The following is a 15,123-nucleotide window of genomic DNA, read 5'->3' as shown; positions in this document are numbered from 1 at the left end:
CCAAAAGCAAATGCCGGATAGTGCTAATTGAGTAAACGGTAAATAACTACACGACAGAAAAGGTTAGCCAGAGACTAGCTATCGCCAAATGAGAGCAATGCCTACAGCTTACTGCAAACAGTGTTTCAACTATATATTCTCTATCTGCTGAGGGAGACTACACGAAAAAGAACAACAGGATGGAGATGACCAAAAAGAGGAATAGAATGCCGATAAAGACAAGCTTCCTGAGTCGGGTGTAATGAACGTAGCGGCTGTTGCCCGCCAACAGGTTCATCAGCTCGTTAATCCAATGGGAAATCATAGCCAGCAGTAATTACCCTGATTTGACTAGTCAAATTCCTGGCTGTCACCCCAAAACTGGTTATGAAATTGTTATGAAAATGACGCTTTTCTACATATTTACTTCCGAATGAAGTGAGGCTACAAGTTGATCTGTCGGTATCTAAATCGGGTGGTTCAGGCGAATTTTCCATTTTATAATATAGGCTTAACGTAGCCTTATTGGGAGCCAGCTACCTTTGCTGCGTAAACGACATGATGATTTACTATGCGCTTTATCGCTGTTTTTAATCAACTGCAAACCGTCCGTAGCCTTGGGTTTGAGAGCTTAGTTGACGCACTGGATTTTTTATTCTGGGGTTATGAAGACCATGAACTGATGCCACAGGGCATCTATGACGGTCTGACCGACAAGGCTACGCTCTATGACCATGCTGGCCAATTCATTGATGGAATAGCGTTGGATTCGATCCGTAAGATTGCCCGTGAATATTTGACCGCAATTTCTCCATTCGCGGGACTTATGCAGCCCAGCGACGGCTAGGCGTACAAGTAAGGCCGGTAAAGTGAGAATAAATGCAAATCACGTCTTCATCTTTTTCAATAAATGCAAGTACCGATGGCTCATCGAATGAAAGTAACTATCAGTAATATTATCGGGCTTTGGTTTGGGGCCGATACACCCATTCGCCAGTACAAAATTGTTACAAATCCGGAAGTTTGGGCAGCCTGCCTACACATTGCCGATGATTTTACGCCCGATTCAGGAGCTTTGTCTCCGGAACAATACCGAAAATCGGACAAAGTATCGTTTGCTCGGGCAGTACAGGCGAAACTGAGCGAGGCCGATGCAAGTGTAATGGCTTAGTTTACTATAAAAACACATACCGGCCTGTTTGCCGCAAATCAGGCCGGAAAAATTTATCCGTGCTTCAGTAAACCGAAAGCGCTCTGACCGTTACTGCTTTATCAGTAGGACGGCTTGCTAATCACTCAATGAAAAGTCCGCTGCTTTTGTCGATGCTGTTCTGGGCTCTCGTCGTTTCCAACGGCAGAGCCCAGTCAGCTAGTCGCTATACACCTGCCCAGGCCCACTCGCATAACGACTATGAACAGACGATTCCGTTCTGGCAGGCTTATGACCAGAAATTTGGGTCAATTGAAGCGGATGTTTACCGGCGGGACGGGCAACTCTACGTGGCCCATGATTCGGCCGATATAACCGCCAGTCGGACGCTGGAGGCTTTGTACATCAAGCCAATTGTGGAAAAAGTCCGGTCGGGTAAAGGACAAATTTATCCGGGAGCTACCTATGGCCTTCAATGGCTGATCGACCTGAAAACACCGGCTCGGCTGTCTTTACCACTATTGGTACAGGCGCTGAGTGCTTATCCAGACGTTTTTGGTACGGGTGGTCCGGTGCGGGTTGTCGTGAGTGGCAATGTGCCTGCACCTGATCAATTTAAGCAATACCCTGACTGGATTCTTTTCGATGGTCGACCTGAGGTCGATTATACGCCTGAACAGGCAGGCCACATTGGGTTAATTAGCCAGAGCTTTACCCAGTACAGCCGTTGGAATGGAAAGGGACTTATTGTCAAAAAAGAACGGGTCAGGATTCAGCAAGTAATTCAGCAGGTTCATCGTCAGGGGAAGAAGATTCGATTCTGGGCTACGCCCGATAACATCAACACCTGGAAAACGCTGATGAATCTGGAAGTTGACTTTATCAATACCGATCAGATCGCTCCGCTTGGTCATTTCCTGAGTTTACGCCCAACCGCCGAATATCAGAATCCTGCACCCTACCCGGTTTATCAGCCCATTTACCGCAACAATGATAGCCGTAGTCGTGTCAAAAATGTTATTCTGCTGATTGGTGATGGGATGGGTCTTGCCCAGATCTATGCCGGACTCACGGCTAACCGGGGAGATCTTAATCTGGCAAAACTGCTCAATATCGGGTTCTCTAAAACGAGTGCCGCCGACACGTATATTACCGATTCGGCCGCCGGAGGAACGGCCATGGCTACCGGTCAGAAAACCAACAACCGGGCCATTGGTGTCGATTCGACGGGCAGGCAGTGGCCTGCCATTCCGACTCTCATAAAAAAATGGGACATGGTCAGTGGCCTTGTTTCTGCGGGACCGATTACCGATGCAACTCCGGCAGTTTTTTATGCACACCAGCCAGACCGTGCCTTTGAACGGGAAATTGCGGGCGATTTTTTGAGAGAGCCCGTGCAAATTCTGATTGGTGGTGGTTATCGGTATTTTCAGGAAGAAAAAGTATTGGATACACTTCGTCAGCGAGGATACCAGATTGGTACGAGCTTTAACCAATTGGAAGGACTCAAACGCCCCTTCGTGCTGCTCGATGATCAGGCGGTCGTTCCGATAAAACAAGGTCGCCAGGATTTTCTGGTCAAAAGCCTTCAAAAAACGCTTACGGAGTTAAAAGAAAATAAGAATGGCTTCTTTATTATGGCTGAAGGCGCTCAGATCGACTACGGTGGTCATGCCAATGAAATGAGCTATGTCGTTCAGGAAATGCTGGATTTCGATCGAACCATTGGGGAGGCCATGCGTTTTGCTGATTCCAATGGCGAAACACTCGTAATCATCACCGCAGATCATGAAACGGGTGGATTGAGTTTGCTCGATGGCGACCTGAAGCGCGGTTATGTGGATGGTCATTTCAGTACCAATGATCACTCGGGAATAATGGTGCCTGTGTTTGCTTACGGCCCTCATTCACTCGACTTCCGGGGCGTTTATGAGAATACCCAGATTCACCATAAGATCATGTCTATTCTAAAGCGCTATCATTCCCGACCTCAAAAGCTAACGAACAAGGTCACCCACTGACTAGACGTTTTGGTGAAGTCGACTTAACCGGGATGCTGAACGTTAGCATGTCTGGTATTCACTAAGTCATTGATGATGCACAGTTTAAGTTGTTGGCATTACTGCCAGATCACGGCCGATTGACAACGTATTAATTTGTGAAATACGGTATATCGCCATCGCTGTGGCGTTGATTTCTGTGATGTGATATCGGTTTCTTAAAACCAATTGACGAGGTTTCTCAAAACCGCAGAGGCCAGGTTGAAGAACCTGACCTCACGTCAATACCCGCTAAACGCTGTTAAAGAAAGTAACGACCTCATCAACTTTACCGATTTAATCAACCATCAGTAAGTGCAGGAAGCCGATACAAGCAGGATAACTCGTCAAATGCGACTCCAAATGTTCAGTATAGAACTGTAGAATCATAACTGAACCTGGCAAACCAGCCATTGACTAAATACGAAAGCCCGACTTGTGCCGGGCTTTCGGGTAATGTGTAGGTGGAACTATAATGTCTGTCTTATTGCATGGCCACAACCCGGCTGGCTTGCTGCACGGGCTGAGAAGACAGATTCAATTGCTTCCGGATGCTGCCTTCTTTTGAGGCTACTTCCAGCTCATACTTGCCATCGACCAACTCATCAACATTTAGCTTCACTGCATATTTTTCGGCTTTCTTATCGATGCTCTGACGGAAAACAATCCGATGGTCTGAACTACGAAGCAGGATAACAACGGGGACGTCGGCAGACTTGACGACTGCAACGCGGATCTGGTTGTTGATCGTTACATAGGCACTTGCATCGAAAGAGAGTGTTTTTGGCGTAGTAGGGTTTACGAGGGTGGCAGTGCTCATCAGAATTGAAGCGGCCAATTTGTTCATCAATGGTAGTAACATGGTTGTATTGTTGTTTAGTGTTTGTGAGATTGAGTTGTTTATCTGTTCATTATAGATAAGCCAAAGGTTGTGCCAATGTAAGGCAACTGCTGATTATCAGTTAGTTGCGCTTTGTGCCAATACTTGCTACTGTCCGCATCTGGACAACCGTTGTTCACTTGCGGACAAAAGTAGATCAGGAATAGACCACGCGAAAAACTGCAACTGGTGAGGTGTAGAAATCAGGTAACTGGGCGTCGATAATGCTACACCAACTGTTTTATGGACTACACCAATTTACCTGGATAGGGTCAACCGTTCTGTGTATCCGTTGGATCGGTACCTGAGCGAAAAAAAATTAGTTAGCTACAACCCTTTCACATTTAATAAGGTCAACACATAAATAGATGACACAAGTAGAATACTGGACTTGTAGTCATTAATTGAGAAGACAGTCATTAATCAGAAACCGTTATGAAGTATCAGGTAATCTCAATGAGTTGGTCTCAGGATGTACCAATGGGAGAGAAGCGAACGGTAGTTCCTTTCGCAAATGGGTTAGATATGCTGTCGGCTTGCCGGCAATATGCCAATGAACATGGGTACAAGCTTCTGGCAGAGCGGTCTGATGGACATGTTGCTTTATACTGGAATGAGGTTGGAAGGTTGGTACGGCTGGCGATTGAGAAAGCTGACTAAGAAACGACAACGACATGCCATTTCAGGAATGATCTCTCCCTAAACAAAAAGCACGAATAGAATCCTGTAAAAAAAGCCAGCTTCTGACAGAAGCTGGCTTTTTTTACAGGATTCTATTCGTGATCTATCAAACGCTTCGACCCTGAATGAGTCGGAGCACAACGGCAATAATGGCGATAACCAGTAACACGTGAATCAGGCCGCCCATGCCAAAGCTATTAAACCCTAAAAAGCCCAGCAGCCAGATTATGATTAAAATGACAGCGATGGTGTACAGTAAATTGCCCATGACGTAAAGAAGCTTAAGTTGAGTATCAATGTGATATTGAAACTAGAACTTTCTCGTTACTCAAATGGCTAAAAACCTGAGCGAATGGGACAACTATCTGTACATATAGTCATGTTTTAACGGACATGCGATTAAATTATTTCCGAAAATTAATCGCATGTGATTGATTTACAGTACGTTGATTTTTCCGGCCCGGTAGGGTGCTAGTTGGACTGAATCAGCAGAGAGCTCCGTGACCAGATAATCAATCTGGCCCAGATCAGCTACTTTCATACGCATCACGCTATTCATTTTCTCGGAAATAGCCAGTACGGCCACTTTCTCAGCAGCCCGGATCATGGCTTTTTTTGCCTGCACCGTTTCCCAGTCTGAGTCAGTGAGACCTTCTTTCGGGTCGATGGCATTCGTACCCATAATACACAGGTCTACCTTCAATTCGGATAATCGCTGATAGACTTCACCACCAACGCTCATCTGGCTGTAGCGGGAGATTTGGCCACCAATCATAATGATTTCCAGGTTCGGTTTATCGAGCAGTTCAACCGCTGTCAGTGGATTCACCGTTATGAACGTTGCTTTTAAATCGGCCGGAATCATTTTGATAAACTCCCGGATAGTGGTTCCACCACCCATCAGAATCAGCATGCCATCGTGCAGCAGAGTCAGGGCTTTCTCGGCAATCGTAATTTTGCTTTGATGCGCATACGTTTCCTGCAATTGTGAGGAGTGATGGTAAGCCTTCGACATGGCTCCCCCGCGTATTTTTATCAGCTTCCCCTCATCTGACAAATCGTTAATGTCGCGCCGAACGGTATCTTCTGAAACGTTGAGTGTAGCGGCCAGATCAGTCAGACTCATGCGAGTATGAAGGCTTACCTGCTTTATAATCAATTCTTTACGCTCGTCCTTTAAAAAAGCAATTGACATAGAGTGATCGGAGATCAGTTATTCGACGTAAAAGCAAAAATAGGGCTAAATCTTACCCATCCGTATTATATCTTAACAAAAAGCCTGACACTTTACCGCAGTTTTTGCTATGAAGTTCGTAAATATTTCAAATGTCTTCTATAAAACATAAGTAAATCGTATCATTTGCATAGAATTGGTTGATTTGATGCAAAAAAATAAAATATTGTTTGCATATACTAGTTTTAGCTCCCTATATTGCGCAAAAATTGCAGATTAATATTGCAAAATTTGCAAACAGCAGTTGCTTTCGTCAGTATTAACCTATCTAGTCAACCATTAATGTGGCATCTCTATGAAATGTAAGTTACTACCCAGGCTTGCTCGTTTGGGCAAGCTCTTAACGGTACTTCTTGTGCTAAGTGCGCCAACCTTAGCACAGACGATTTCCGGTAAAGTGACGAATGCCGGTGATGGCGCATCATTACCGGGCGTTACAATAGTTGAAAAAGGATCGACCAAAGGCACTGTGACCGACAGCGATGGCAACTACTCGATCAATTTATCGAGTCCACAGGCAACGGTAATTTTCTCGTACATCGGATTTGTTGCGCAGGAGATTAGTGCGGCAGGACGTTCGACGGTCAATATCGGTCTGAAGGAAGATGCCACACAACTCGGTGAAGTCGTTGTGACGGCGCTCGGGATAGCCAAAGACAAAAAAGCGCTGGGGTATTCGGTTACGGAAGTAAAAGGAGCGGAATTTACCCAGGCTCGGGAAAACAACGTTGCCAATGCGCTCTCGGGTAAAATTGCGGGCGTCAATGCAACCGGATTATCAACGGGGCCGGGTGGCTCAAGCCGGATTATCATTCGGGGAAATGGCTCCCTGACGGGTGATAACCAACCGTTGTATGTGATTAATGGTATGCCCATCGATAATACCGTTCCGGGTGGTAGCGCGACGCCCAACGGTGGCCAGGGGAACGTGGACCGTGGCGATGGAATCGCCGGGATTAACCCCGATGATATTGAGTCGATCAGCGTATTGAAAGGCGGTACTGCTGCGGCATTGTATGGCTCCAGAGCAGCGAATGGGGTCATTTTGATTACGACCAAAAAAGGGAAAGCGCAGCGTGGTATCGGCGTAGAGTATAATTCGACGTTTACGATGGAAAATGCTGCCGTTTTTCCCGACTGGCAGTATGAGTATGGCCAGGGCGACGGAGCAGCCAAACCGACCACACAGGCACAAGGCATTGCCTGGGGACGGCGGTCCTGGGGTGCTAAAATCGATGGGTCGGATTTCGTAGCGGCCGATGGATTGACGCATCCGTATTCGGCGCAGAAAAATAACATCAAAAACTTCTACCAGACCGGTAAAACATTTACCAATACGCTGGCATTTACGGGTGGTAATGAGAAAGTTAACTATCGTTTTTCGGTTGCCGATCTGGACGCAAAAGGGATTCTGCCGACCAATACGTATAATCGTAAAACCGGCAACCTGAATATAAATGGTGCGTTTGGCGAAAAAATAGCCATTGAAGCATTGGCTCAATACACCCTGGAAACCGGCCATAATAAGACGGGCGCTGGCGATGCACTGGGTAATCCTAACTGGACTCCGTACATGATCGGAAATACCTCCGATATTCGGTGGTTAAGCCCGGGATATGACGCCAGTGGCAATGAAATAGCCTGGAATGACGCCGACATAGCCTCCAATAGTTATTTTGTTGTCAATAAATATAAGCAGGACGATACCAAAAATCGCTTCATCGGCCAGTTAGGACTGACGTACAAAATCCTGAAAAACCTGTCAGCGAAAGGGACCGTTAGCCGTGATTTTTACAACTACAATTATACATACGTCCTGCCAACCGGAACCCGCTATATTCCGAACGGACAGTATAATCAGCTAAAAACCGACGTGAGCGAAACAAATACGATGCTCACGGCTAATTACAATACAACATTTGGGCATTTTGGCCTGTCGGCACTGGCTGGTATGAACCAGCGGAGTTTCAATTATAATCAGTTGAATTTGTTCGGTTCGACCTTCACGATTCCCTATTTCTACAGCTCTACTAACCTGGCAACGACCAGTACCGTACCGCTCAATCAGCATACCCGGACCAACTCTGTATTCGGATCGGTTGACCTCGACTATAAAGGCGTGGCCTTCCTGACCATGACCGGGCGGCAGGACTGGTTCTCGACGTTGAGTCCAAAAAATAACACGATATTCTACCCATCCGTTGGCGGAAGTTTTGTGCTGTCGCAGGCGATTCAACTACCCCGACTGATTGATTATGCTAAAGTACGGGCATCCTGGGCGCAGGTGGGTGGTGCTACTCCTGATCCGTACGTGGTAAACCTGACTTATTCAATGGTGCCAAGTTCAGGGCAGCCACTTCAGAATGTAACCACCAATACAGTTGTGAATGGAGGGCTCACGAATTCAGACCTGAAACCATTGACTTCGACCACGTTTGAAGTTGGCGTCGACCTGCAGTTTTTAAATAAACGGCTGGGCCTCGATCTGACTTACTATAACCGGGCCACCACGAACGATATCGTTCAAACCAGTACGTCGCCAACTTCAGGTTACAACTCCGTATACCTGAACGTTGGGAAACTCAATAACCGGGGTATCGAAGCGCTGGTAACGGTCAACCCGATCCGGACGTCGAATTTCGGCTGGAACCTGAGTTACAACGTGGCTTATAACGACAGTAAAGTCATTAAACTGGCCGATGGCATCAGTTCGATGCAGATGGCTACATCGGTTGGGAACTGGGCTTACATTAACTCCATCGAAGGCCGCTCTTATGGCACAATCGTTGGAACCACCCGCGTTCGTGATGCGAATGGTAACATCGTGTACGACCCGACAACAGGGTTTGCCCAAAAATCGGCCCTTCAGGAATTAGGGAAAGGCGTTCCCCCGCTGACGATGGGTCTGACGAATGAGTTTCGCTACAAGAATTTCTCGCTGAATATTCTGCTCGATGGCAAATTTGGCAACAAGGTATTCTCGGTGATGGAGGTGTATGCCAACCGCATGGGTAAATTGAAACGGACGCTGGATGGCCGCGAAAACGGGCTGACCGTAACGGGTGTGACAGCCAAGGGCGATGTATACACAAACAAAGTTGCCAAAGAAAACCTGCGTACGTATTACGACAACGACAAAAACTACACGGACCTGTTTCTGCATGATGGCAGCTTCGTGAAGCTTCGTCAGGTGATTTTTAGCTACAGCATCCCGGTCAGTACGCTAAAGTTTGTTCGGCTTCAGTCGGCTAGTGTTTCATTCGTGGCACGTAACCTGTTGACCCTCTACAAACAGACCGACAACTTCGATCCGGAGCAGAGTTTCACCAACAGCTCGAACCAGGGCTTTGAATCCTTAGGATTACCGCGCACCCGTAGCTATGGCGTGAACCTCATCGTAAAATTCTAATGACACCCATGAAAAATCGACTTTATAAATTCACCTATTGCCTGGTGGCACTCTGCACACTGCAAAGTTGCGACAAGGGGCTGGAAGAGCTCAATATCAACCCCGATGCATCCAGTACGGTAAGCCCGGATTTTGTATTCACCAAAGCACAGTACGACGCCGTTGGGAACGTCATTACGGGGTTACAGGGAACCATGCAATACACGACCAGCTACAATGATGTTGCCAGCTGGGGATCAAAATACATTTTCAATCAGGGAACCGCGCCCTATACGGTTTTCAGCAATGCGTATCCGAACGAAATCAATGAAATAGGGGAGGTGATCCGGGGATTGGAAAAAGATCCGGCGATGGTGAACAAGCTCGCTATTGCTAAAATATGGCGTGTTTACAGCTTTTCCAAGATTACAGATTTATATGGTGACATTCCGTATTCGCAGGCTGCTTTGGGCTATACAAAAAGTATATTCAAGCCGACCTACGACGCGCAGAAGGATATTTACGCCGATATGCTGAGCGAACTTGAGAAAGCTATTGCTCTCTTCGATCCAGCGAAATCGAGTTTTGGCGCAGCTGATCTGGTCTACGGTGGCGACACGACGAAATGGAAAAGGTTTGCCTATTCGCTCATGTTGCGGATGGGGATGCGCATGACGAAACCCGATATGGCGCAGGCCGAAACCTGGGTGAAAAAAGCCATTGCGGGAAGCCTGATCACCGAAGACGCCGACATGGCCAGGATCACCTATCTTTCCTCCGGTCAGATCATTAACCAGAATCCACTGGCTTACTGGATGCTGAACAGCGATTACCTGAAAGCCGATGGTGTAAGCAATCCGGAAGGGGGTAAATACTACGACACGTTTATCAACTACCTCAAAAAGACGAACGATCCACGGCTCCCTGTTTTGTCGGTCGTTTATGTGAACGGTAAGCCCAACACCGATGTGAGCATTCAGAAAGGAATGCCTGCCAACATACCTAATACCAAACCAGCTGATTTTGTTACCTACTCAGAACCGAACCAGAATACGATTCTGAAGCTGAATTCACCCATGTTGATTCTGAGCAATGCAGAGGTTAATTTCTACCTGGCAGAAGCCGCGGTTCGGGGTTGGTATTCGGCCAAATCGGCGACGACATTGTATGATCAGGCCATAAAGGCAGCCATGCGGCAATGGGCCCTGTATGGGGCCGATGGCGTAATTCCTCAGGCCAGTATTGATACCTATGCTGCGGCTAATACTCTGGTAACCAGCGCTACGGTGGCAAAACAGCTGGAACAGATCTATACGCAATTCTGGGTGTCGGTTTTTCCTAACTCGCAGGAAGTGTTTCTGAACTGGCGTCGTACGGGTTATCCGGCATTGATTCCCAATAATTACGTCGGGAATATAACGGGTGGGAAAATCTTTCGCCGGATGCTTTATCCAGCAACCGAAGAGAACCTGAACAAGGAGAACTATAATAGTGCCGTTTCCCGGCAGGGAGAAAACAATTTCCTTACCCCGATTTGGCTGGATAAACAGTAGTCTGTTTAGGCACGGTTCTGGGCGTAAGTCCGAAAGATAGTTAATGACAATTATTTGGTGTAGTAGTGAGCAAATGGATAATCCACAAAAATTTAATCCCTTTTCTCATGTATAGTATTGGCTGGACCGTCTTGAGTCCAGCCAATTTCCTAACCGTGAAATGAACGAAGTATAAATGCGCGTTTCGTTAACGATAGTAATCATATTGCTTAATGCAGGGAATCTGCTCGCACAGAGTGGACTGATCCCTGAGCCGGTAAGCTATAGCCTGAAATCAGGTGAATTCCTGCTTACGAAAACTGTAGGAATTTCGGCTGGTCCTGGCGTGTCGCTAGAGACAGTAGCGATCACTCAGGCGCAGATTCGGGCCTGTACGGGTTTGACGCTGGTTGCGAAAAAGACAAAACAAGGCATTGATCTGCGGATCGATAGCCTTCAGGTGACACAGCCAGAAGGCTATACACTGCAAATTCGGCCTCAGGGAATTAGCCTGACCGGCCACGATCAGGCAGGTCTATTTTACGGTTTGCAATCCCTAACCCAACTTATTGCTCAATCGAAATCAGCAGACCTTGCGGCTTGCGACATCAGTGATTACCCCCGATTTTCGTATCGGGGAATGCATCTCGATGTCAGTCGTCATCTGTTTCCAATTGCGTTTATTAAGAAATACATCGACCTGCTGGCGTTGTATAAATTCAATACGTTTCACTGGCATCTGACCGACGATCAGGGCTGGCGGATCGAGATCAAACGATACCCGGAATTACAGCAGAAAGCCGCTTACCGGACCGAAACCCTCATCGGTCACAAAAAGGAACTGCCTCACCGGTTCGATGGAAAGCGTTATGGTGGCTATTACACCCAGGCCGAAATCAAAGACATTGTTCGGTATGCAACCCAACGCCATGTTACGGTCATTCCTGAAATTGAAATGCCGGGCCATGCGATGGCAGCGTTAAGCGCCTATCCGCAATTCGGCTGTCTCAAACCCAGTGGACAACCGGGAGGGCCCTACCAGGCCGCAACGTTCTGGGGTGTATTCGATGAGGTATTCTGCGCCGGGAATGATAGTACGTTTACATTTCTGGAAAACGTACTTGACGAAGTTGTCAGCCTGTTTCCATCAACGTATATCCACATTGGTGGCGACGAATGCCCAAAAACCCGCTGGAAGACCTGCTCAAAATGCCAGGCTCGTATCCACAAAGAACACCTGAAAGACGAAGACGAACTACAGAGTTATTTTATTCGACGGATTGAGCAGCATCTGACTAAAAAAGGCAGGCAGGTGATTGGTTGGGACGAAATTCTGGAAGGGGGACTATCTCCGGGAGCTACAGTTATGAGCTGGCGTGGGATCGAGGGTGGTATTGAGGCTATTCGGCAAAAGCACAATGCCATTATGACGCCCGAAAGCCATGTCTACTTCGACTACTACCAATCGCTCTATCCGGAAGAACCGTTGGCCGCTGCTGGCTATACACCCTTAAGCAAGGTTTATGGGTATGAACCCGTTCCTGCCGATCTCCGTGCGGAGGAAGCCGTTTACCTGAAAGGCGTTCAGGGTACGGCCTGGAGTGAGTATCTGACTAGCCCGGATCAGGCTGAATACATGATTTTCCCGCGGGCTATTGCCGTAGCTGAAATCGGCTGGAGCCAACGGCAGCATCGGAACTACTCCGATTTCTTACGACGATTACGGCAACAGGTACCCATGCTGAAACGCCTGAATGTCCACTACGCCAATTGCTTCGACGAGCTAACCGACACCGTGACGGTTGACCCCAATGGTGCGGTACAGTTGACACTTTCGACCACATTACCTGGTTCAACCACTCGCTACACGACCAATGGATCGGCTCCGGCACCGACCAGTCCGGCCTATACCCAACCGCTTTCAATTAAGCAGACCAGCGACGTAAAAGCGGCTGTATTTCAGGGCAGTCGGCAGGTAGGCCGGGTGTTTCAAAAAACGCTGACGATCAGCAAAGCGACTGGCAAACCCGTAACATTTACAACCGAACCAATGGGCGGATATCGGCCTTCCAGCCCGCTCGTGGCAGTCAATGGGGTTTCCGGTACAAGTCGTTACAACTCCGGCGAATGGATTGGGTTTCAGGGTAAAGATGCTGATATACAGATTGATTTACAACGGATTCAGTCCATCTCCAGCATTAGTACTCACATCCTGAATTACCACTGGCAACGGATGTGGGCGCCCGATACGCTTCGGTTCTCGGTTTCGGAAGATGGAGTAACATTTCGTGACGTATATCGACAAACGCAATTTCCAGTCAATGGCATCAATCCGGTACTGGGCACATTTCCACCGACTCAGGCGCGTTACGTGCGAATACGCGCTTCAAACAAAGGGGTTATTCCGGTTGGTGAATATGGCGCAGGCGGGAAGGCCTGGCTACTGCTCGATGAGTTTCGGGTTGAGTAAGTGTTTAACGATCGTTTGGTTAAGCAAGGCTAAACGATCAATTGGTTATAGTTCAGTTATTTATGAGAATTTTAAGAATCATTGCCTTACTCGTTCTTACGCTAAGTGCAACCAGTCTTTTTGCGCAGACTGGGGCGAATCATAATAAACCACAACGGGAAGAATGGCTGAAAGATGCGGGTTTTGGGATGTTCATTCACTGGAACGTCGATACGCAGCTGGGTATCGTCATTAGTCATTCGCTGGTCGGGGCGTCGCCAGAGTACATAGACCGATACATCAATGAATTACCTAAAACGTTCAATCCAAAGGATTGGGACCCGGAACGTCTGGTAATACTGGCCAAAAACGCGGGCATGAAATACATCATGTTCACGACTAAGCACCACGCTGGGTTTTGTATGTGGGATACCAAAACCACTGATTTTGGGGTGATGAACACGCCCTACAAAAAAGACATTGTTCGTCAGTATGTCGATGCCTGCCGAAAGTGGGGATTGGCCGTTGGGTTTTATTACTCGCCGGAAGATTTCTCGTTTGCGTATCGCAATGGCATGAAAGACATCACCCGCGACGATCACTGGGAAAAAGCCCTGCCCTTTCAGACTAAATACAAACAGTTCGTGGAGGCTCAGTGTCAGGAGCTAATGACAAAATATGGGCCGGTTGACCTGTTTTTTATCGACAGCGACGTATTACGGGAAGAAGTGAAAGCTGTCGTCTGGAAATACCAGCCAAACTGCCTGATCACTCGCGGAGTCCTCGAAACGCCTGAACAGTACCTCCCCGGTGAAACACTAACGACTGCCTGGGAGAGCTGCATGACAATGGGGACGGACTGGAGTTACAAACCCACCAACGATCACTACAAATCCGGAACCGAACTGATCAACATACTGATCGAATCACGAGCCAAGGGCGGGTCGTACCTGCTCAACATTGGACCGACGCAGTGGGGCGATCTGAATGAAGGCCAACAGGGGCGGCTGATGGAAATTGGCGCGTGGCATTTTATCAACCAGGAGGCTGTCCATAACGTGCGGCCCTGGATTGTCCGGAACGAGGGCGATATCTGGTTTACGAAACAGAAGGACGAAAATACGGTCTACGCCTATCTCACCAATATGCCCGACTGGCCACGGGGCGAACGCCGGACGTTTCTGCTCAAATCACTGAAAGCAACCCAGTCAACGGAAATAAGCGTGTTGGGCCAAACGGGTAATGTTGTTGAATACCAGCCAGCAAATGATGGGAAAGCTCGCTTTGAGCAAACCCCCGAGGGACTCCGGATTTCGGTAGTTCGGGCTCAGCGAATTTATAACAATCACAAATGGCCGAACCCGATCGTGGTAAAATTGAAGAACATCGAGGCCGCTATCGAGCCCGCTCATTTTAAGACGGTCAAAGCAGAAAAAACGCCGGATGGTAATCTGAAACTAACGGCAGAGCTGACTAAGACTGGTAGTGGAAAAAACTACCGGATAGGCTTCGAGTATCGGCCCGTTCAAAGTTCGCTGAATGAGGAGTTCAACCAGAAATGGACGGAAACCGATGTGTATCCAATCCTGCAACCCGGTGAGAAGACGCTTGAAATCGTAAGTAGTAACATCAAAACGTACGACGAAATCGAGTACCGGGCCATTCTGTATCAGGATGGCCTGAAGATTGAAGGTAACACGCAGAGAATTAGTAAGTTAAGACTGGATTAAAAGCCAGTGGTAACCAAATTGCCACCCGCAGAACCACAGTAAATCATTCCATAAACGCTCC

The 15,123-nt window shown here is 47.7% G+C and carries 12 protein-coding genes; 8 read left to right on the top strand and 4 right to left on the bottom strand.

What is annotated here, in order from left to right; genetic code table 11:
- Positions 1-157 precede the first annotated feature (157 nt).
- The gene (locus tag GJR95_RS41700; RefSeq protein ID WP_174260212.1) at positions 158-304 is read right to left on the bottom strand and encodes a hypothetical protein; all 147 of its coding nucleotides are present in this window, start codon (positions 302-304) and stop codon (positions 158-160) included.
- A gap of 246 nt (positions 305-550) precedes the next feature.
- Here GJR95_RS41700 and GJR95_RS16630 point away from each other — a divergent pair, with 246 nt between their 5' ends.
- From GJR95_RS16630 to GJR95_RS16620, 3 genes are all read left to right on the top strand, one after another.
- The gene (locus tag GJR95_RS16630) at positions 551-826 is read left to right on the top strand and encodes a hypothetical protein (protein WP_162386938.1); all 276 of its coding nucleotides are present in this window, start codon (positions 551-553) and stop codon (positions 824-826) included.
- A gap of 75 nt (positions 827-901) precedes the next feature.
- The gene (locus GJR95_RS16625; RefSeq protein ID WP_162386937.1) at positions 902-1,150 is read left to right on the top strand and encodes a hypothetical protein; all 249 of its coding nucleotides are present in this window, start codon (positions 902-904) and stop codon (positions 1,148-1,150) included.
- A gap of 128 nt (positions 1,151-1,278) precedes the next feature.
- A complete protein-coding gene (locus tag GJR95_RS16620) occupies positions 1,279-3,150 on the top strand; it encodes an alkaline phosphatase (RefSeq protein ID WP_162386936.1) in 1,872 nt (623 codons plus the stop codon).
- Positions 3,151-3,652: 502 nt separating this feature from the next.
- On the opposite strand, the gene GJR95_RS16615 is transcribed toward GJR95_RS16620, so the two are convergent.
- Positions 3,653-4,030 (bottom strand): hypothetical protein, encoded by a 378-nt coding sequence (locus tag GJR95_RS16615; RefSeq protein WP_232541216.1) that lies wholly within the window; start codon positions 4,028-4,030, stop codon positions 3,653-3,655.
- 453 nt (positions 4,031-4,483) lie between these two features.
- Here GJR95_RS16615 and GJR95_RS16610 point away from each other — a divergent pair, with 453 nt between their 5' ends.
- Positions 4,484-4,708: a hypothetical protein gene (locus tag GJR95_RS16610; RefSeq protein WP_162386935.1), complete on the top strand. Its 225-nt coding sequence runs from the start codon at positions 4,484-4,486 to the stop codon at positions 4,706-4,708.
- A 127-nt stretch (positions 4,709-4,835) separates the two neighbouring features.
- On the opposite strand, the gene GJR95_RS16605 is transcribed toward GJR95_RS16610, so the two are convergent.
- Both GJR95_RS16605 and GJR95_RS16600 read right to left on the bottom strand, forming a co-directional pair.
- Entirely contained in the window at positions 4,836-4,997 is a 162-nt protein-coding gene (locus tag GJR95_RS16605) for a lmo0937 family membrane protein (RefSeq protein WP_162386934.1), read from the bottom strand.
- 168 nt (positions 4,998-5,165) lie between these two features.
- The gene (locus tag GJR95_RS16600) at positions 5,166-5,924 is read right to left on the bottom strand and encodes a DeoR/GlpR family DNA-binding transcription regulator (RefSeq protein WP_162386933.1); all 759 of its coding nucleotides are present in this window, start codon (positions 5,922-5,924) and stop codon (positions 5,166-5,168) included.
- Positions 5,925-6,258: 334 nt separating this feature from the next.
- On the opposite strand from GJR95_RS16600, the gene GJR95_RS16595 reads away from it, so the two are divergent.
- The 4 genes from GJR95_RS16595 (at position 6,259) to GJR95_RS16580 (ending at position 15,062) form a co-directional block, all read left to right on the top strand.
- Positions 6,259-9,372, top strand: coding sequence for a SusC/RagA family TonB-linked outer membrane protein (locus tag GJR95_RS16595; protein WP_162386932.1), 3,114 nt, complete (start codon positions 6,259-6,261; stop codon positions 9,370-9,372).
- Between the two features lie 8 nt (positions 9,373-9,380).
- Positions 9,381-10,904: a SusD/RagB family nutrient-binding outer membrane lipoprotein gene (locus GJR95_RS16590; RefSeq protein ID WP_162386931.1), complete on the top strand. Its 1,524-nt coding sequence runs from the start codon at positions 9,381-9,383 to the stop codon at positions 10,902-10,904.
- A gap of 175 nt (positions 10,905-11,079) precedes the next feature.
- Positions 11,080-13,353 (top strand): family 20 glycosylhydrolase, encoded by a 2,274-nt coding sequence (locus GJR95_RS16585; RefSeq protein ID WP_162386930.1) that lies wholly within the window; start codon positions 11,080-11,082, stop codon positions 13,351-13,353.
- A 62-nt stretch (positions 13,354-13,415) separates the two neighbouring features.
- On the top strand, positions 13,416-15,062 hold the full coding sequence (locus GJR95_RS16580) for an alpha-L-fucosidase (protein WP_162386929.1): 1,647 nt from the start codon (positions 13,416-13,418) through the stop codon (positions 15,060-15,062).
- Positions 15,063-15,123 lie beyond the last annotated feature (61 nt).

It is taken from the genome of Spirosoma endbachense (assembly GCF_010233585.1).
Taxonomy (GTDB): Bacteria; Bacteroidota; Bacteroidia; order Cytophagales; family Spirosomataceae; genus Spirosoma; species Spirosoma endbachense.
Note: the sequence above shows the minus strand (reverse complement) of the source record. Positions and strands in the feature narration are given on the sequence as shown.

Bases quoted from the DNA above. Each gene is read 5' to 3' on its own strand.
- GJR95_RS16580 (WP_162386929.1), top strand. From the start codon at position 13,416: ATGAGAATTTTAAGAATCATTGCCTTACTCGTTCTTACGCTAAGTGCA.
- GJR95_RS16620 (WP_162386936.1), top strand. From the start codon at position 1,279: ATGAAAAGTCCGCTGCTTTTGTCGATGCTGTTCTGGGCTCTCGTCGTT.
- GJR95_RS16605 (WP_162386934.1), bottom strand. From the start codon at position 4,997: ATGGGCAATTTACTGTACACCATCGCTGTCATTTTAATCATAATCTGG.
- GJR95_RS16590 (WP_162386931.1), top strand. From the start codon at position 9,381: ATGAAAAATCGACTTTATAAATTCACCTATTGCCTGGTGGCACTCTGC.
- GJR95_RS16630 (WP_162386938.1), top strand. From the start codon at position 551: ATGCGCTTTATCGCTGTTTTTAATCAACTGCAAACCGTCCGTAGCCTT.
- GJR95_RS41700 (WP_174260212.1), bottom strand. From the start codon at position 304: ATGATTTCCCATTGGATTAACGAGCTGATGAACCTGTTGGCGGGCAAC.
- GJR95_RS16625 (WP_162386937.1), top strand. From the start codon at position 902: ATGGCTCATCGAATGAAAGTAACTATCAGTAATATTATCGGGCTTTGG.
- GJR95_RS16615 (WP_232541216.1), bottom strand. From the start codon at position 4,030: ATGTTACTACCATTGATGAACAAATTGGCCGCTTCAATTCTGATGAGC.
- GJR95_RS16585 (WP_162386930.1), top strand. From the start codon at position 11,080: ATGCGCGTTTCGTTAACGATAGTAATCATATTGCTTAATGCAGGGAAT.
- GJR95_RS16595 (WP_162386932.1), top strand. From the start codon at position 6,259: ATGAAATGTAAGTTACTACCCAGGCTTGCTCGTTTGGGCAAGCTCTTA.
- GJR95_RS16600 (WP_162386933.1), bottom strand. From the start codon at position 5,924: ATGTCAATTGCTTTTTTAAAGGACGAGCGTAAAGAATTGATTATAAAG.
- GJR95_RS16610 (WP_162386935.1), top strand. From the start codon at position 4,484: ATGAAGTATCAGGTAATCTCAATGAGTTGGTCTCAGGATGTACCAATG.